The following is a 17,629-nucleotide window of genomic DNA, read 5'->3' on the forward strand; positions in this document are numbered from 1 at the left end:
TCAAAGCGCGCCGCCCCGGTCGCGCAACAGTTCGAGCCGGGCGACCTCGTCGATGCGGTTGATGCCGAGCAATCCCATGTTCGTGCTGATCTCGCGCTTCAGGATCGCGAGCGCGTGCGCGATGCCGGCTGCATCGGCGGCGGCGGCGGCCAGCAACATCGGCCGGCCGACGAACACGAAGCGTGCCCCGCCATGCAGCGCCTTCAGCACGTCCGAGCCGCGCCGCACGCCGCCGTCGTACAGGAGCGTCAGCGTGTCGACACGGGCGGCGATCGCCTCCAGCGCATCGAGCGAACCGACCGCGCAATCCACTTGCCGTCCGCCATGATTCGACACGATGATCCCGTCGATCCCGGCTTGTTCCGCGATCACCGCGTCGGCGGCGGACATGACGCCCTTGAGCACGATGCGTCCGTTCCAGCGCCGGCGAATGTGCTCCAGATGCGCCCACGACAGCGCGCCGCGCCGTCCGATGTCGCGCACGAGCGAGCGCGAGAACACCGGCGGCCCAGCGACCGCGTCCATGTTCTCGAAGCGCAACGGACGGCGCCTGAGCACGCTCTCGCCAAGCACGCGCCAGCACCACGACAGCCGCGTCAGCGCCTGCCATGCCAGCCGCGCGCCGGGCCTCACGGGCGACCGGAAACCGTGTTTCTCCGCGTACTCATGCTGGCCGTGCACCGCTGTATCGACATTGATGACGAGCGTATCGAAGCCCGCTTGCGCAACGCGATCGAGCATCGGATCGATGCGCGCGGCATCGCCCGGAATGTAGGCCTGGAACCAGCTCGTCGGGCCCGCCGCGCGCACGGTCTCCAGCGGCGTCAGCGACGCGCCGCTCAGGATGAACGGCACGCCCGCAGCGGCGGCGGCGCGGGCGAGCACTTCGTCGCCGTGAGCGGCGGCCATCCGGCTGAAGCCCATCGGCGCAATGCCGAACGGACTTTCATACTCGACGCCGAACAGGGTGGTGCGCGTGTCACGCCGCTCGATGTCGACCAGCACGCGCGGCACGAACGCCCGCGACTCGAAGCCGCGCAGATTGCGCCGATGCGCCGCGCCGTCCTCGGACCAGCCGGACACATACGCATACATCGCCGCGGGCAGGCGACGTTTCGCGAGCGCCGCGAAGTCGTTCAGGCACAGCACGTCGCGCAGACTCGCCGGCAGGTCCGGCGCCTCGACGCGGCGTGCGTGCATCTGCGCTAGCGCTGCGGCTCGCTCGTCCGGGCCTGCGGCAGCGAGAACATCTCGCTGATCGACACCCCGCCCCGAATGCCATCGATCCACTTCGCCTCCTTCAACAGATGAGCCTGCGCCGCTTCGAGAACCTGGTCGGCGATTGCCAGCGGTACGATGACCACGCCGTCGTCGTCACCGAGCACGATATCGCCGGGGCTGACGGGCGCGCCCGCCGCCGCGATGGTCGCATCCACCGTGCCGCCAAAACCGTGATGCGGGCCGCGCGGCACGACCGAGCGGCAGAACATGTTGAACTTCAGGCGCCGCATGTCCGCGACATCGCGCACCGCGCCGTCGACCACCGCGCCGCCGAGCCGGCGATGCACCGCTTCCTCGGCCATCACGCCGCCCCACACGGCGATGTCTTCCGCGCCGCCCGCGTCCACGACGAGCACCTCGCCGGGCCGCGCGCTGCCGATCACGTTGCAGATCGGCCCGCAATCCCCGACCATCGTGGCGATGGTGCGCGCCTGACCGCATAGCCGCGCGCCCGCGAAGATCGGCTTGATGACCGACGCCATCACCTGCGTGCGGTTCATGCAATCGGACGCGACGGCCGGCGGGATGAGCCGCCACTGCGCGAGCACGGCGTCAGACAGTTGTTTGAAGTTCACATCGAGCTGGTGATAGGCCATGGCGGTCGCTTTACCGGTGTGATGCGGGCACGGCGTCGCGCCAGCCCGGGTTGACGTTGTTGCGCAAGCGTCCGTGCACCAGATAGTCGACTAGCATCTGCGCGGAGAACGTGCGCATGTCGAGATAGCCGGCTTCGGAATAGAACGCGGCGTGCGGCGTGATCACGAGACGCCCCGCGAGCCAGGGCTCGTCGTTGCGCCACGCGTCGAGCAGCGGCGGCAGCGGCACCGGCGGTTCGGACGGCAGCACGTCGAGACCGGCCGCCGCGAGATGTCCGGCGCGCAGCGCGCGATAGACCGCGTCCACGTCCACCAGCTTGCCGCGTGCGATGTTGATGAAGATCGCGTTCGGCTTCATCGCCTGGAACTGCGCGTCGCCGATCATGAAGCGCGTTTCGTCGGACAGCGGGACGTGCAGGCTGACCACGTCGGCGCGCGCAAGCAGCGCATCGAGCGAATCGACACGCTCGTAGCCGACACCGAGCTCGTGCCCTTCCGGCAGATGCGGATCGTAATAGACCACATGCATGTCATGTGCCGCTGCGCGCCGTGCGATCGCCGTGCCGATCCGCCCCATGCCGATCGCGCCGAAGGTGCCCCCGCGCAGACGCCGCACGACCGGCACGTTCTCCGCGACGAAACAGCGTGCGGGATCGGCCTTCAGGCGCGCCTCGTATGAGCCGAGTCCGCGCGCCAGGAACAGCATCATGGCGATCGCGTGATCGGCCACCTCCGTAGTGCCGTAGTTCGGTACGTTCGACACCGGAATGCCGCGTTCGCGGCAGGCCGCCGTATCGACGTTGTCGAAACCGACCCCCACGCGCACGATCATCCGGCAACGCGCCAGACGGCTCACCACGTCACGCGTGATCTTCATGCGATGCCAGACGAGGATCGCATCGCATGAAGCCCAGGCGTCGTCGGGAATCGCCGCGGCGTCGGTCTCGTCGAAGACCTGATAGTCGATGAGCGCGCCGGTCACGCCCCGTTCGACATCGAGATCGCGCAGATGCGCGTCGGGCACCAGTACCTTGAGTGGTTTTGACACTTCTCCTCCGTTTGATTCACGCCGCCGTGCGCGACAGGATCTTGCCGAGAAAGCTTCTGAGGCGCGCATCGCGCGGCTCGTGAAAGATGTCGGCCGGCGCACCGGATTCGACGATGGTGCCGCGGTCGGTAAAGAACACGACGTCGGCCACTTCTTCTGCAAAGCGCATTTCATGCGTGACCAGCACGCAGGTCATGCCGTCACGGCTCAGATCCCGGATCACGGCAAGCACTTCGCTCACCATTTCGGGGTCGAGCGCGGCTGTCACTTCGTCGAACAGGATGATCGCGGGCTGCATCGCCAGCGCGCGCGCAATCGCGACGCGCTGCTGCTGCCCGCCCGACAACTGCGCCGGATACGCGCTCTCCTTGCCGGTCAGGCGCACCCGCGCGAGCAGGTCGAGCGCGCGTTGCCTCACTTCGTCGCGCGGCTGATGCAGCACTTGCATCGGCGCCATCATGATGTTTTCGAGCACCGTGCGATGCGGAAACAGGTTGTACTGCTGGAACACCATCGACACCTGATGCCGCAGCGGCACGAGGTCCCGGTCGCGCTTCAGTTGGTCGACCGCGAACGAACCGACGCGAAGCGTGCCGCGATCCACCGGAATCAGGCCGTTCAAACAACGCAGCAGCGTCGACTTTCCCGAGCCCGACGGCCCGATGATGCAGGCCGTCTGCCCTTTCCGGATCGTCATCGAGACGCCCTTGAGCACGTCGGTGCCGCCGAACGCCTTGTGCACGTCGACCAGTTCGATCAGCGGCGCGTGTTGCTGGATCACGTTCATTGCTTCTCCCGGATCTGTCGTTCAAGGCGACGGCTCAAGGTCGCAAGCGGAAAACTGAAGAGGAAGAACAGCAGCAGCACATAGAGCTGCACCGCCGTTGCATAGTTCGAACCGTCGCTCGCGGTGATCGTGTTGGCTACCGAGAGGACATCGGAGGTCCCCGTCACCACCGCGAGACTCGTGCCGATGAAAAGGCCCGCATACACCGTCATCATGTTGGGCAGGATCAGCGGAATGGCCTGGGGCACGACCACGTAACGCAGGATCTGGTTCTTGCGATAGCCGAGCGCGCGCGCTGATTCCCACTGTCCGCCTGGTATCGCCTCGATGCCGCCACGCATGACTTCCGCGACGTTCGCCGTCACCGGCAGCGAGAGCCCGACCACGGCCTTCACGAACGGCGAGAACGGAATCACCATGCCGAATGCCGGCACGTAGAACGGCAGCAGATACAGCATCGCGTAAAGCGCGATCAGCCAGGGCGTGTTGCGCAGCAGATTGACGATGCCGAGCGCGACGAAGCGCACCGCGCGCGTGTTCGAAATCGTGCCGACGCACAGCAGCACGCCGGTGCAGAGCGACACGCCCATCGCCGCGAGGCTCATCAGGATGTTCGCGCAGAAGCCGCCCGCGAGTCCGGTGCCGGGCGCGCCGGTGAGCAGCAACGCGCTGCGCGATGCGAGCAGCGCGAAGGCATCGCCGCTCGCGCGGCCGTAGCAGCCGACGAGCGCCGCCAGCAGCAACAACGGCACGCCGATCATGCCGTACACGAACGCACGGGTCTCCGGCTGCATGCCGCGTGCGGGCGCCAGCGGTTTGAGCGTGGTCGTCGCGTTCATAGGCCGTACCCCGGAATCCGCACCGCGCGCCCGATGCGCCCCGCCACCATCGACGCAAACGAAGCCAGGATCAGATAACAGACCCACACCACCAGCATCACTTCCAGATTGCGGAAGTTGTCGAGCGTGATCTGCGTGGCGTAGTACATCACGTCGGCGACCGCGACGAACGCGGCCTGCGACGACGTCTTGATCAGACTCACGATGTTGTTGGTCATCGGCACCATGGACAGGCGCATCGCCATCGGCAACTGGATATGCCAGAAGGTGCGCAGCCGCGAATAGCCGAGGCTGCGCGCGGCATCGACGGTCGCTTGCGGCACCGCATGCAGGCCGGAGCGCACGATCTCCACCGCGATCGCGCCGTTATAGAGCGCGAGCGACAGCACCATGCATGTGAAGCCGCTGAATACCGGAATCTGCTGACCGGTCGCCAGATTGCGCAGCGACAGGCCCAGCTCCGACAACGTGAAATACAGCACGAACAACTGCACGAGCGGCGGTGTGTTGCGCAATAACTCGACGACGATGGTGGTCAGCGTTTCCAGCAGCGGCATGCGGAAATAAATCACTGCCGCGCCGACGATGCCGATCACGAACATCAGCGCGATCGCACACACGCACATCGCGACCGTCGTGCCTACGCCGCGCACGAGCCAGGTCTGATACAGCGGATCGGCCAGCCAGGTGAAGTCGAGACTCATGGGCGTCCCTTGCGCATGTGGTCCGGGTCGGCGCACGCGATTACTTCGCGGACGCCTGCTGCTCGGTTACGAACTTGCTCGTGCCCATGTTGTAGGTCTTTTCCGCGTTGACGAGCACGCCGGCCGTTTCCGCCCGCTTGATCGACTGATTCAGCGCGGCGAGGAACTTCGGTTCGTTCTTGCGCACGCCGCCGACGATGGGCACGAATTCGTAGGCATCGAGCGCGATCTTGTCCTTGTCCTTCCAGCCGTCTTCGTTGACCTTCAGCGTGAGATTCGGACCGTCGTAGGCAATCGCCTCGCACCGGTTGTCCTGGAACGCCTTGTACATCTGCGCCGTGCCGGTGAAGAGCACCGTGTCCGCGCCGAGCTTCTCCTGCAGTGCACGGTTATACATGTTGCCCTGGCTGCCGCACACCTTGCGGCCCTTGAGGTCTTCCCATTTGCCGATGGTCGTTGTCTTCGGCGCGAGCAGCACCATGCCGGCCATCATGTAGTACGGGTCCGTGAAGTCGATCACCTTCGCGCGGTCCGGGTTCTTGCCGAGCGTGGCGAAGATCACGTCGATACGGCCCGCGTTGAGCAGTTCGATCCGGTTCGACGCCACGACCGGCACAAATTCGATCGCCGTGTCGGAGCCGAACATGTCCTTGGCGACGAACTTCGCCAGATCCACTTCGAAGCCGATCAACTGGCCCTTGCTGTCGAGATAACCGAAGGGCACGTAGTCATTGCGGATGCCGACGACGAGCTTGCCGCGTGCCTTGACCATGTCGAGCTGATCGGCGCGCGCCACGCCGGAAAGCCAGCCGAAGCCGAGCGCGAGCATCATCAGAACGACCCACCACGAACGCTTCGACATGAACATCTCCATAAGAAGAAACAGGTGAAACGCGTCAGCCGTTCAACGCGGTGAACAGCGTCTGGCATGAGGCTATTCTTCGATCGCGTCCTATAATAGTCAAATAGGACAAAATTCACTGTTTATAAGGCTGGCTTATGCAGGCATCGAGTCATGAATGTTCGTCAACTTGAGGCGTTCCAGGCCGCCATGTCCGCCGGAAGCCTGACCGCAGCGGCCGGTCTGCTGGGCGTATCGCAGCCGGCGGTGAGCCAGTTGATCGCACAGCTCGAAAGCAATTGCGGGTTTTCCCTGTTCACGCGCGCTGGCACGAAAATGCGTCCTACCCGCGAGGCAGAGGTGCTCTATGCCGAGGTGCAGCGCATGTTCATCGGCGTCGGGCGCGTGGCGGGCGTCGCCAAGGCGCTGCGCGACCAGTCGTGGGGGGCGCTCAGCATCGCGTCGTTTCCGGTGCTCACGCGGCGCGTGCTGCCAGGAATCGTCACGACGTTTTGCAAGGATCGGCCCGATGTGAAGTTCAGCGTCGAGAGCATGCGGTCGAACTCGCTTCTCGACGCGATCGCGACGCAACAGGTCGATCTCGGCTTCAGCGTATTGCCGGGCGATCGGCCCGAACTCAACAGCACCTATGTGTGCACCTTGCGGGGGGTCTGCATTCTGCCGAAGGGGCATCGACTTGCTGCGCGGCGGCTCATTCGCGCAAAGGATCTGGATGGCGAGGCTTTTGTCGCGCTCGGGCCGCAGGACCATTCGCGCTTCCAGATAGACAGGATCTTCGAGGAAGCGGATGTGCAGCGGCGTATTCAGATCGAAGTCGGTCAGTCCGAGACTGCCTGCGCCTTCGTTGCGAACGGCATGGGTGTTGCAGTGGTGGATCCGATCAGCGTCTACAACAATGCCGGAGCGGACTTCGTCGTATGCGCATTCGAGCCGAAGATGGAATTCGAAATCTGGCTGATCCGGCCGAAGATCGCGCGGCCCTTCGCGCTGATCGAAACGTTCGCTGCGTACGCTTCCGGGGAACTCGTTCGTCTCGCGAACGAGTCGTTTCCTGATCGGCGTTAGGCATTCATTCTTTAGGAGCCGTGGGGGCTGAACGACTTTCGTCAAACCGCATCGACGAGTCTCTCAGCATCCTCGAGCATGCCTCTCGCAGCTTGCCGCAATAGCGCGATCAGCTCGTCACGATCGAAATCCGCTTCCCGATCCTTGGGCCACACCGCGAAGTAATCGAAGAAGATTGCCGGTTCGAAGCGCCGATACACCAGCCGGTCGCGTCGGGCGACGTCCATTCCGAACACGTCGGTGAGGGTCACACCGACGCCCTCCTCGGCCATCCGGATCGCCGCCGCCATCAGCGGCGCCTGCATCACTTCGTTGGGCCGCGCGTTCTCGACCAGGAACATTCGGTCGATGCCCGCCTGCGCGCTCTCGACTCGCGAGAGACTGACGTAATCGACGCCATCCAGATCGCTCGCGCGGATCAGCGGCCGTTGCGCGAGCGGATGGTCCTTCGGCATCGCACTGTAGATCGGGCTGCGGATCAGCGCGGCAGTCTCGAGCCCGTGACTCGGCTGCCCCCCGACCGCGACGCCGATCTCCAGCCGCCGCGTCGCCAGGACGTTCAGCAGATTCGGCGTGTCATAGGTGTAGATCAGAATCGACCGCCCGGTGCGGCGTTGCCAGTCGGGCAGCACCTTCGGCAGCAGCGACACCGCGATCAGCGGCACCGAGCCAAGGGCGATCGGCTGCACTTCGCTGTTGATCACGCGCGAGACGATCTGATCGATGTGATCGATGGTCGAGAACAGCACGTTGGTCTCGTTGTACAGCTGGTAGGCCAGCGGCGTCGGGATCAGCCGTCCGAGCTGCCGGTCGAACAGGCGGATGCCCGCGTAGTCCTCCGCCTGCGCAATGATCTTGCTGACCGCGGGCTGCGACAGCCCCAGCGCGCGCGCTGCCGCCGAGGCGCTGCCGCCGGTGATCACCGCGCGAAACGCCGCCACGTGCTTCAACTGCAATTGCCCACGCTTCAAGTCCACCTCCTATAACCAAACGCATGCCAGCATAACGAAAATCGCAGTTCCGCCGGCAAAATCGGAGTGATAAGGTGCGCTTACTCACTCGCTGGTCCCTGATTCATAAGGGATTACGCGCAGATTGATGCATGCCTGACCCTATGCGCTAAAGAATAACTTACGGAGACAACATGTTCGAAAGCATCGACGTCGGACCGAAACGCCCCGGTCACCCGATCTCCGGCGTGGTCCGCAAGGGCGGCCAGGTCCTGACCGTGCAGACCCCGACTGACAGCGCGACCGGCACGCTGGTCGACGGCGGCATCGAGACTCAGGTACGCCAGGTATTTCACAAGCTCGACCGCGCAATGCAGGCGGCCGGCGGCACGCTCGCCGACGTGATGCTGGTGCAGGTCTATCTGACCGATCCCGCCGACTGGGCGCCGATGCACGCGATCTGGACCGAGACCTTCGCCGATCCGTATCCCGCGCGCGCGACGGTCGTCGTCAAGCAACTGATGCTGGAAGGCATGCGGATCGAAATCGTCGTCAACGCGAACCTGGGCTGAGTTCGGCGCCGCCGTCAGGCGGGCAAACTTTGCGGATCGAAAGGAGAGAAATGCCATGAAGGGGTGCTCGAAGCTCGTCATGCAGGCGCTGATGGTTGCGCTGAGCCAAGCCGTCGCGATGTCCGCGCACGCGGATACCGCGCTGACGAAAACGCTGCCGCAATCGGTTCGCGAGGCCGGCACGCTGCGCGTGATCGCGTCGCCGAACAGTCCCCCGATGATCTATGCGGGCAAGGACGCACGTACGCTCGAAGGCATGGAAATCGATCTGACGCAGGCGGTCGCCGATGCGCTCGGCGTGAAGCTCGAGCTCACGTCCGGCACCTTCGACAGCCTGATTCCGTCGATCGCCGCAGGCCGCGCGGATCTCGCGGTCGGTTCGATCGGCGATCTGAAAGCGCGCCAGTCGCAAGTCGATTTTGTCGACTACGTGAAAGCGGGTGTCGGCATGGCGGCGCCGAAAGGCAGCGGCGGGGGCATCAAAGGTTTGTCGAGCCTGTGCGGCAAGACCGTCGCGGCGGTGCGCGGCACCTTCCAGGAACGCGAGCTGTCGGCGCAGCAGGCCAAATGCAAGACGCAAGGCAGCGCCCTCGACATCCAGACGTTCACCGATGCATCCGGCGCCGTGCTGGCGTTGCGCTCGGGCCGCGCCGACGTATGGTCCGGCGACACCGCCCAGGTCGCGTACGCGGTCAAGCAGTATCCGAACGCGCTTGAACAGGTCGGCGACATGCGCATCATCGCGTTGCTCGGTTATGCGGTCGGCAAACAGAACACGCAGTTGCGTGACGCCGTCAAGGCGGCGCTCGATCAACTGCAGGCCAACGGCAAATATCGGCAGATCCTCGACAAGTGGGGACAAGGCGATACGCGAGCCGACAAGATCAGCATCAACGACGCGTGGCTCTGACGCGCACCGCCATCATGGGAAATCAATCAACGTATGGCGCGGGAGCACGCGCCGCCGAAGCGCCGCCGACCGTGCCGCCTGATACGCGCCCGCAGGCGTCGCCGCCGGAAGAATTCACGGTCGTGCCTCTGCGCCATCCGGGCCGCTGGCTGTGCGCGGCGCTGATGCTGTTCGTGCTGCTCTCGATCGCCGATCTGCTGATCACCAATCCGCGCTGGGAATGGCGCACCGTGCTCGACTATCTGTTCAGCGCGCCGATTCTGGCGGGCGTCGGCAACACGCTGCTGCTGACGGTGCTCGCCGAGATCGTCGGCATCGGTCTGGGGATCCTGCTGGCGATCATGCGGTTATCCGAGAATCCGCTGCTGTCGTGGTCGAGCGCCGGCTTCACGTGGATCTTCCGTGGCATTCCGCCGCTCGTGATGATCCTCTTCATCTACTTCTTCTCTGCGCTGGTGCCGACCTTGTCCATCGGCATTCCGTTCGGCCCGTCGATCAAGCTGATCGCCACCAACAAGGTCATCACGCAGATGGCGGCGGCCGTGATCGGCCTCGGTCTCGCGCAGGCCGCGTACGTCTCGGAGATCGTGCGATCGGGGATCCTGTCGGTGTCGGCGGGACAGAGCCGCGCGGCGCTCGCGCTCGGCATGACACCGTTGCGCGCAATGCGTCACATCATCTTTCCGCAAGCGATGCGCGTGGTGATCCCGCCGCTCAGCAACGAAGTGATCTCGATGGTCAAGGCGACTTCGCTCGTCAGCGTGATCGCCTATACCGAACTGCTCACGACCGTGCAGGTGATCTACGCGCGCACCTTCGAGCAGATTCCCCTGCTGATGGTGGCGGTGATCTGGTACGGCGCGATCACGACCGTGCTGACGCTGGTCCAGAGCCGGATCGAGAAGCGTCTGAACAAGTCGGTGAAAGTGATGAAGAAGGAGAAATGATGAATGCCATTCCAGACACCGACGCCGCTGCGCAGCGCCGCAAGGTGATGGTCGAGGCACGCGAGGTCGGCAAGCATTACGGCGCCTTCGAAGTGCTGAGCGGCATCAACCTGCGCGTCCATCAGGGCGAGGTGGTCTGCATCATCGGTCCGTCCGGCTCGGGCAAGTCGACGCTGCTGCGTTGCATGAACCACCTCGAACACGTGAACGCCGGACGCCTTTTCGTCGATGGAGAACTGGTCGGTTATCGGCAGGACGGCAACCGGATCTACGAGCTCAAGCCGAGCGAAGTGTGTTTGCGGCGTCGCGACATCGGCATGGTGTTCCAGCATTTCGATCTTTTTCCGCACATGACCGCGCTCGAAAACCTGTGCCTCGCGCCGCAGGTCGTGTTGAAGCGCTCGAAGGCGCGCGTCGAGAAAGACGCGCTCACGCTGCTGGAGCGGGTCGGTCTCGCCGACAAGGCGCAGCATTATCCGTCGCAATTGTCGGGTGGCCAGCAGCAGCGCGTCGCCATCGCGCGGGCGCTGACGATGCAGCCGAAGATCATGCTGTTCGACGAACCGACTTCGGCGCTCGATCCGGAACTGGTCGGCGAAGTACTGAAGGTGATGCAGGACCTCGCGAAGTCCGGCATGACGATGGTGGTCGTCACGCACGAGATGGGCTTCGCGCGCGAGGTCGCCGATCGCGTGGTCGTGATGGACGGTGGCCGCATCATCGAGGACGGATCGCCCGGGCAGATCTTTTCGAATCCGCAGACGGACAGAACCCGATCGTTCCTCGATCGGCTGCTGGCCTGATGGCCGCACTTACAGCTTTGGAACGGGGCTTCTTGCAATGGTCGATACAGTGATGGTAATCGGCGGCGGCGTCGCCGGACTGTCTGTGGCGCGCAATCTGCAATTGCTTGGACGCAAGGTCGCGATCGTCGATCCGTTGCCGTCGCCGGGCGCCGCGTCGTTCGGCAACGGCGGCTTCATCTCGCCTGACAGCTTCATGCCGGGCGCGCAACCCGGCATGCTGCGCAAGGTGCCGGGCTGGCTGCGCGACCCGCTTGGTCCGCTCACCATCCATCCGGCCTATGCGCCACAGGCTTTGCCGTGGTTCATCCAGTGGCTGCGAGCCGGCCAGATCGACCGCATGACGACCCTCGCGAAGAGCCTGCACGCATTGCATGCCCCTGCGCTGATCGAATGGCGTCGCCTGCTCGGAGACGAGCTTTATTGCCGCTACATTCGAGAGGATGGCGAGGCGATTCTCAGCGACGTACCGCCGCAGGGATCGGCCGCCGACGTCGAGCGGCAGTTGACCGAGCGCTACGGGTTGAACGTCGAGACCCTCTCTCGCGCCGACATCGAGCGTCTTTATCCGGGAATAGACGCAGCGGTGCGGTTCGGCGTTTTGAAGAAAGGGAACGCACATACCGTGAGCCCGGCGGAACTCAATCGCGCGCTAGCCGAACGGATCGTCGAGCACGGCGGGACGTTTCATCGGGAGAAGGTGCTGAAGCTGATTCCCAAAAACGGCGAATGGCTGATCCTCACCTCGACAGGCAATCACCGCGCACGCGACGTCGTGGTGGCGGGCGGCGTATGGTCTATGCAGCTGCTGGCGCCGCTCGGCATCCGCATTCCGCTCGAGAGCCAGCGCGGCTATCACGTGATGGTCGACACCGAACGGGTGAAGATCGGTGTGCCTTTCATTCATCGTGGTCGCGCGATCGGCCTGACGCCGATGCTCGACGGCCTGCGCATCGCGGGCAGCGTCGAATTCGGCGGCGTCGACGGCATGCCGAACGAACAGCGCGCGTTGCACGCGCTGCAGCAGGCGCGGGAACTGTTCCCCGCACTGATCGAAGCGCCGCATCGAATCTGGACCGGACAGCGGCCGTCGACGCCGGACAGTCTGCCGGCGATCGGCGCGGCAGGCGAACAGCCGGGACTCTGGCTTTGCTTCGGGCATGGGACCTACGGGATGACTGCGGCACCGCCGAGCGGGCGCATGCTGGCCGATCTCATTACGTCCAGACAGCCGTCCATCGATCCGGCGCCCTACTCGCCGCGTCGCTTCCATTGAAAGCCCGACGTCATTGATGAATTCGAGGAGTCCAGGATGAGTGGTGCAGCACGCGTGAGAATGCTCTCAACGGACGAAGTCACGGCCTATGTCGAACCTCTTGCCGATGTCCTGATCGACTGCGTTGAAGGCGGGGCGGCAGTCAGCTTCATGTTGCCGCTTGCCAGGCACAAGGCAATCGAGTTCTGGAAGCGGGCCGCGAGCAATGTGGCTCGCGGCGAGCGAGTCTTGCTGATTGCGGAAGATCTCGATGGCCGAATCGTCGGTACCGTGCAGTTGATTACCTCTTTTCCTGAGAATCAACCCCAGCGCGCGGATGTTTCGAAGATGCTGGTGCGTCGCGATGCGAGAAGGCAAGGCGTCGCTGCGAGCTTGCTGGCGGCAGTCGAAGATGTCGCGCGCGAGGCTGCCAAATCGGTCCTGCTGCTCGATACGGAGACAGGCAGCGACGCAGAACGACTTTACGAACGCGCGGGCTGGCAGCGGGTCGGCGAAGTGCCAGACTGCGGCTACACGCCTGATGGCAAGCTTTGTGGGACGACTTTCTTCCACAAGCGACTGTCACCCGGTGCTGTCCGGATTACGGGCGCGACGCGAATGCGGCGCTTCCGCCAGGGATTGCCGGTCGCGTGACACGCTTCCCATCAAGGCTCATTCGCGGAAGGGCAGACCGGTTTTCCCTTCGGCGCGCATGTCGAAGGTGTTGAGCGTCAACTGGGTCATGCGTTGGAGTTGGCGCAGGCGCTCCAGGCCGAGCGGGACAATCGGCGCATCGGCAGGCACCTACCGCACACATCGGGGCGAGGCGCCCCGCTTCGTTCAAGCCCGATCCTTCGGCCGCGCGAGACCAACCTGAAGAACAAACCCGACATCCGGACAGCGCGGAGTGACAACGCTATAAGCTGCTTTTCATTTACGACCGGCGCTCCACGCATTCCCACGTACGCCTCATACCTCCGTCATCGTCTCCCTGACCCACTCTTCCAGCGACGTCACCCGGATACCGCGCTGCGCATTGAACGTCTGTCGCTTGTCCCACGCCACCCCGCGCCCCTGAGCAAACACCACGCGGTACTTTCGCAATCCATCATGTGGCGCCTCGTCCAGCTGCCGCTCGAGTTCCGGCACGGTCCATTCCTTGCGCTGGACCTTGATGCCCAGCAGCCGGTCAACCGTATCCGCTACCTCTCGATACGTCACCGTATCGCCCGCGACATGCACGACGCGATTCGAGATCGACGGCGTCGCAAAAAGGATCTCCGTAGTCAGCGCGGCGATGTCATCGGCGGTGGTCACGGTCACCGCATTGTCCAGGCTTCCGAGCGCGTTCACGGTATGCGTATCCAGATCGACGACACCGAACGACTTCTCGAACAGAAAGCTCGTGAACATGCCCGTCGAAACAATCACCCACTCGGTTTGCGACTGGCCGCGCAGAAGGTCGCGCACATCGAGTTGTTCATCGAACAGATCCTGGGCGCTGCCCCTGCCGATGATGTCGTAGTCCACGCCGAACTGCCACGGGAAATACCGCCTGACGCCGGCATCCAGCGTCGCGTGCGCAATCTTGAGCTGCACGCCCGGGCCGCCTGCGAAGCCTGTGCATGAGATGACCGTATCGAACCGGCGAAAGATGGCGGCGAGTTCGGCGCGCGTTTGCGTGGCGAGATTCGCCGCAACGAATTCGAGACCCAGGTCGCGCAATTCGGCTATGTCCTTCTGTTTGCCTGGATTGTCGGACGCGATCGTCGAGGGACGTAGCAACACGGCGAGCGAGACATTGTCCGCGTGCCCGATCTGCCCGGAGAGACTTCGCAGCATCGCCATGCCAAGTTCGCCGGCGCCCAGAACAAGAATCGAGTTGTCGTTCGACATATGCATTACCTGATGAGAATACGTGACGTGGTGAAAACGGCTCCGCGACGCATGACATCGCATGAAGATGAGCCTTGAACGCTTCGGAGTGTAGGTGTGCAAGCGCTATTCATTGTTCGTCGCGTGTGAATACAGAAAGCGATGGCGCGAGCAGCGCGCAGGGTTGGTAACATGGAAGCGTTATCGGCATTCGCTGCGCAGACCGCTCATGGACAAACTTCTGGCAATGGCAACGTTCGTGAGAGTCGTCGAAGCACGAAGCTTCAGCAAGGCGGCGGAAACGCTGGCGATGCCACGATCATCGGTGACGACGATCGTGAAGAATCTCGAAGCGCATCTCGGCACCGCCCTGCTGCGCCGAAGCACGAGAAGTCTCAGCCTCACCGAGGCGGGCGCGCGCTACCTGGCTTCCTGCCAGAGCATTCTGGCCGAGGTCGCCGACTCGGAAAGCCAGCTCTCGGCAACCGCCGCCGGACCACGCGGGCGGGTTCGGGTGGATATGCCGGGGGTCATCGGCCGTTCAATCGTGTTGCCTCGCCTGCATGAGTTCGAAACTCGCTTTCCCGACATCGAGCTGGTGCTCGGCTTAAGCGATCGTCCTTCCGATCTCATCCACGAAGGTATCGATTGCGTGATTCGCACCGGGTCGCTCGCGGACTCGGGTCTCATCGCGCGACCGTTAGGCAGGCTCGCCTGGCTGACCTGCGCTGCGCCTCGCTATCTGAAGCGATATGGCGAGCCGGAGTCCGTGGCCGCGCTGAGCGCTCACCGTATCGTCAACTACCTGTCGAACGCGACCGGCCGGCCGCTCGACTGGCGCTTCAGCGTGGACGGCAAGGATATGAGCATGACGCTCCGCAGCCGCTTCTCGATCAATGACACCGAGGCTTACGTTCAGTGCGGTCTCGAAGGACTCGGTCTGATCCAGGTCTCGGAGTTCGCGGTAGCGCCGTTTCTGCAAAGCGGGCGGTTGAAGGAAGTGCTCGCACAGGCACGATGCCGTCCGGTGCCGGTTTCGATTGTCTATCCCAAAGGCCGTGCCACTGTGGCGATCAGGACGTTCGTCGACTGGATCATCGAGATGGCCGCTGCCGATCTGGCGCAGTGAATGGCCGGCTCGACTTCACCGACGACGAGAGAAGCCTTGCACACTGTCTTCGAGAAGTTGTCTCACGGCCGATCGGTGATCACGCGTGAAGCTTTCACGCACAAGGCCACGCCGGTCGGGTGTTCGGGATTCGGCTCCTGTCCGATGAATTTCCCGTTTTCCGTCACCATGACTGATCCGCAACGCGACTTGCAAAGGGCACAAAATCCTGGCGTGCGTGATACGGACATCGAATACTCCTGTTGAATCTTCAGCTCGGCTCCGGAGGACGTTGCTCCAAGCCGCACATCGGGCATGGACGTGGCCGCGAACCACTCGATCACGGACTCAATTGTCCGGCGTCATATGAGCGCGGACAACGGCGGAAGATGTCGACTTCCGGACAAGGCCGACGCAGCGGTTCGTCCTTTCCCCCCGCGACCGCGCCAGCTTCCAATGTACGGAACTCATCGTGCCGCCCGGTTGACCGCGATTTCCGCTCCTTCCTACCATCGACACAGCAGATCAGGCATTTCAAGCCCGCGCGGCGATGTCAGCGCAAGCGCGGTCACGGCCAACGCGCGATGAACCGGATCGAACACGCGTAACAGGAAGGAACATGGATACGCCAGGCAATAGCACCGATACCCTCCGCCTCATCGATTCCACCGGGTGGAAACCCCTGGCCGGCTTCGAAGGCGTCGAAGTGCTCACGCTCGCCAGCGATTTCGACGAACCAGGCAAAAAGGGCCGGCGCACGCGCCTCGTGCGGTTCGCCCCGGGCGTCGAAACCCGGGACCCGCTGGTTCACGATTACTTCGAAGAGACGTTCCTGCTCTCCGGCGATGTCCACGGCATCCGGCAGGCTGCGGCCTTCGGCACGTTCACCGAACAGGCATTCGTGCGCCGGCCGCCCGGCACACCCCACGGACCGATCCGCTCCGAGGGCGGATGCGTCCTGCTCGAGATGCACTACTACCCGGACTGAGTTCCGCCGGATCAACCGAACGTGCGGCCCTGCGGCCCCGCAGCCCCCCGGCAGCACACGACGCGCATCCAGAATCAGGATTCCCATGCCGAACAAGACAGCAATTGGCTTCATCGGGCTCGGTCAGATGGGTGGCTCGATGGCCGAGCGCCTCCTCGCCGACGATGTCGCCCTGCATATCCACGACCCTTCTCCGGCGGCGGCCAGCCGCTTGGTCGCCCGGGGCGCCATCGCACATGATTCACCGCGCCAGGTCGCCGACGCCGCCGCGATCGTGTTCGCCTGCCTGCCGAGCCGCGAAGTCGCCGAAGCGGTCGCGCTGGGTCCGGAAGGCGTCGCGCAGGGCAGCGCGATCCGCGTCCATGTCGAGATGTCGACGATCGGCAAGACCTGCATCGAATCGATTGCCGATGGATTGGCCGCACGATCCATCCAGACCGTCGACGCGCCGATCAGCGGCGGCCCGCCGGCCGCGCGCGAAGGCAGGCTCGCGATGATGGCCGCAGGTCCGGCGCAGGCTGTCGCGCAGGTCACGCCGTGGCTCGCGCGCATCGGCAAGCAGGTCTACGTGCTCGGCGACCGGCCCGGCCAGGCGCAGCTCATGAAGCTCATCAACAACACGCTGATGGCCACCAATCTCGTCGCCGCATCCGAGGGCCTCGTGATGGGCGCCAAGGCCGGGCTCGACGCGGCCGTCATGTTCGAGGTGCTGCGCGCCGGAACCGGACACAGCGCCTCGGCGGACGACATCCTGGCTCGCGTGGCGCTGCCGCGCAGCTTCGACTTCGGCGCACGACTTTCGATCGTCGAGAAGGACGTCCATCTCGGCCTCGACGAGGCCACCACGCTGGGCGTGCCGGCCCGGGTCATGCAGGCCGCCGCGCAGATCTGGGACGAGGCCGCGCAGAAAGGCTGGGGCGAGCGGGACTTCTCGTCGATTCTCAAGCTGATCGAGGAACGCGGCGGAGCGGAAGTCCGCCGCGTGACGTAGCGGCATCGGGCGCACTTTCGCATCGCGGAACAGTTGCGCACCGTGTGT

General features: G+C 64.2%; 20 protein-coding genes and 1 pseudogene. 10 read left to right on the forward strand and 11 right to left on the reverse strand.

The genetic code is table 11. The features are described 5' to 3' along the window. The 7 genes from QCE69_RS10255 to QCE69_RS10285 are packed head-to-tail and all read right to left on the reverse strand — an operon-like array spanning position 1 to position 6,117. A complete protein-coding gene (locus tag QCE69_RS10255; protein WP_309930545.1) occupies positions 1–1,200 on the reverse strand; it encodes an alpha-hydroxy acid oxidase in 1,200 nt (399 codons plus the stop codon). 5 nt (positions 1,201–1,205) lie between these two features. Further along, positions 1,206–1,877, reverse strand: coding sequence for an RraA family protein (locus QCE69_RS10260; RefSeq protein WP_309813006.1), 672 nt, complete (start codon positions 1,875–1,877; stop codon positions 1,206–1,208). A gap of 10 nt (positions 1,878–1,887) precedes the next feature. Then, on the reverse strand, positions 1,888–2,925 hold the full coding sequence (locus tag QCE69_RS10265; RefSeq protein WP_309930546.1) for a C-terminal binding protein: 1,038 nt from the start codon (positions 2,923–2,925) through the stop codon (positions 1,888–1,890). Between the two features lie 16 nt (positions 2,926–2,941). Next, positions 2,942–3,712 carry an amino acid ABC transporter ATP-binding protein gene (locus tag QCE69_RS10270; RefSeq protein WP_309930547.1) on the reverse strand — a complete coding sequence of 257 codons (771 nt, stop codon included), beginning with the start codon at positions 3,710–3,712 and terminating at the stop codon, positions 2,942–2,944. Then, positions 3,709–4,551, reverse strand: a complete 843-nt coding sequence (locus tag QCE69_RS10275; protein WP_309930549.1) for an ABC transporter permease subunit — start codon at positions 4,549–4,551, stop codon at positions 3,709–3,711. The genes QCE69_RS10270 and QCE69_RS10275 overlap by 4 nt, the downstream gene beginning before the upstream one ends. After that, positions 4,548–5,255, reverse strand: a complete 708-nt coding sequence (locus QCE69_RS10280; RefSeq protein ID WP_309917596.1) for an amino acid ABC transporter permease — start codon at positions 5,253–5,255, stop codon at positions 4,548–4,550. The genes QCE69_RS10275 and QCE69_RS10280 overlap by 4 nt, the downstream gene beginning before the upstream one ends. A 40-nt stretch (positions 5,256–5,295) precedes the next feature. After that, positions 5,296–6,117: a transporter substrate-binding domain-containing protein gene (locus QCE69_RS10285; protein WP_309917599.1), complete on the reverse strand. Its 822-nt coding sequence runs from the start codon at positions 6,115–6,117 to the stop codon at positions 5,296–5,298. Between the two features lie 153 nt (positions 6,118–6,270). Between QCE69_RS10285 and QCE69_RS10290 the strand changes: the two genes are divergently transcribed. After that, positions 6,271–7,182: a LysR substrate-binding domain-containing protein gene (locus QCE69_RS10290; RefSeq protein ID WP_309917603.1), complete on the forward strand. Its 912-nt coding sequence runs from the start codon at positions 6,271–6,273 to the stop codon at positions 7,180–7,182. A 41-nt stretch (positions 7,183–7,223) separates the two neighbouring features. Here QCE69_RS10290 and QCE69_RS10295 read toward each other — a convergent pair whose 3' ends face one another. Then, positions 7,224–8,153 (reverse strand): LysR family transcriptional regulator, encoded by a 930-nt coding sequence (locus QCE69_RS10295; RefSeq protein WP_309930551.1) that lies wholly within the window; start codon positions 8,151–8,153, stop codon positions 7,224–7,226. 173 nt (positions 8,154–8,326) lie between these two features. On the opposite strand from QCE69_RS10295, the gene QCE69_RS10300 reads away from it, so the two are divergent. The 6 genes and pseudogenes from QCE69_RS10300 to QCE69_RS10325 form a co-directional block, all read left to right on the forward strand. After that, positions 8,327–8,704 (forward strand): RidA family protein, encoded by a 378-nt coding sequence (locus QCE69_RS10300; protein ID WP_309917610.1) that lies wholly within the window; start codon positions 8,327–8,329, stop codon positions 8,702–8,704. A gap of 55 nt (positions 8,705–8,759) precedes the next feature. Continuing rightward, positions 8,760–9,614, forward strand: coding sequence for an ABC transporter substrate-binding protein (locus tag QCE69_RS10305; RefSeq protein ID WP_309917614.1), 855 nt, complete (start codon positions 8,760–8,762; stop codon positions 9,612–9,614). A 14-nt stretch (positions 9,615–9,628) separates the two neighbouring features. After that, the gene (locus QCE69_RS10310) at positions 9,629–10,561 is read left to right on the forward strand and encodes an amino acid ABC transporter permease (protein ID WP_309930553.1); all 933 of its coding nucleotides are present in this window, start codon (positions 9,629–9,631) and stop codon (positions 10,559–10,561) included. Positions 10,562–10,608: 47 nt separating this feature from the next. Next, positions 10,609–11,364 (forward strand): amino acid ABC transporter ATP-binding protein, encoded by a 756-nt coding sequence (locus QCE69_RS10315; RefSeq protein WP_409021203.1) that lies wholly within the window; start codon positions 10,609–10,611, stop codon positions 11,362–11,364. A gap of 37 nt (positions 11,365–11,401) precedes the next feature. Beyond that, on the forward strand, positions 11,402–12,640 hold the full coding sequence (locus QCE69_RS10320) for an FAD-binding oxidoreductase (protein ID WP_309930557.1): 1,239 nt from the start codon (positions 11,402–11,404) through the stop codon (positions 12,638–12,640). 36 nt (positions 12,641–12,676) lie between these two features. Beyond that, positions 12,677–13,201 (forward strand): annotated as a pseudogene (locus QCE69_RS10325) (GNAT family N-acetyltransferase); the annotation flags it as partial. 90 nt (positions 13,202–13,291) lie between these two features. On the opposite strand, the gene QCE69_RS10330 reads toward QCE69_RS10325, so the two are convergent. Beyond that, positions 13,292–13,423: a hypothetical protein gene (locus QCE69_RS10330; protein WP_309917628.1), complete on the reverse strand. Its 132-nt coding sequence runs from the start codon at positions 13,421–13,423 to the stop codon at positions 13,292–13,294. A gap of 165 nt (positions 13,424–13,588) precedes the next feature. Continuing rightward, positions 13,589–14,515: an aromatic alcohol reductase gene (locus QCE69_RS10335; protein WP_309930559.1), complete on the reverse strand. Its 927-nt coding sequence runs from the start codon at positions 14,513–14,515 to the stop codon at positions 13,589–13,591. Between the two features lie 94 nt (positions 14,516–14,609). Between QCE69_RS10335 and QCE69_RS10340 the strand changes: the two genes are divergently transcribed. Continuing rightward, a complete protein-coding gene (locus QCE69_RS10340; protein ID WP_309930561.1) occupies positions 14,610–15,623 on the forward strand; it encodes a LysR family transcriptional regulator in 1,014 nt (337 codons plus the stop codon). 62 nt (positions 15,624–15,685) lie between these two features. Here QCE69_RS10340 and QCE69_RS10345 read toward each other — a convergent pair whose 3' ends face one another. Next, entirely contained in the window at positions 15,686–15,946 is a 261-nt protein-coding gene (locus QCE69_RS10345; protein WP_309930563.1) for a hypothetical protein, read from the reverse strand. A 275-nt stretch (positions 15,947–16,221) separates the two neighbouring features. On the opposite strand from QCE69_RS10345, the gene QCE69_RS10350 reads away from it, so the two are divergent. Beyond that, positions 16,222–16,590 (forward strand): cupin domain-containing protein, encoded by a 369-nt coding sequence (locus QCE69_RS10350; RefSeq protein ID WP_309930565.1) that lies wholly within the window; start codon positions 16,222–16,224, stop codon positions 16,588–16,590. An 85-nt stretch (positions 16,591–16,675) separates the two neighbouring features. Next, positions 16,676–17,581 carry an NAD(P)-dependent oxidoreductase gene (locus tag QCE69_RS10355; protein ID WP_309930567.1) on the forward strand — a complete coding sequence of 302 codons (906 nt, stop codon included), beginning with the start codon at positions 16,676–16,678 and terminating at the stop codon, positions 17,579–17,581. The last annotated feature ends 48 nt before the right edge of the window (positions 17,582–17,629 follow it).

Source organism: Caballeronia sp. LZ032 (assembly GCF_031451315.1).
In the GTDB taxonomy this organism is placed as follows: Bacteria; Pseudomonadota; Gammaproteobacteria; order Burkholderiales; family Burkholderiaceae; genus Caballeronia.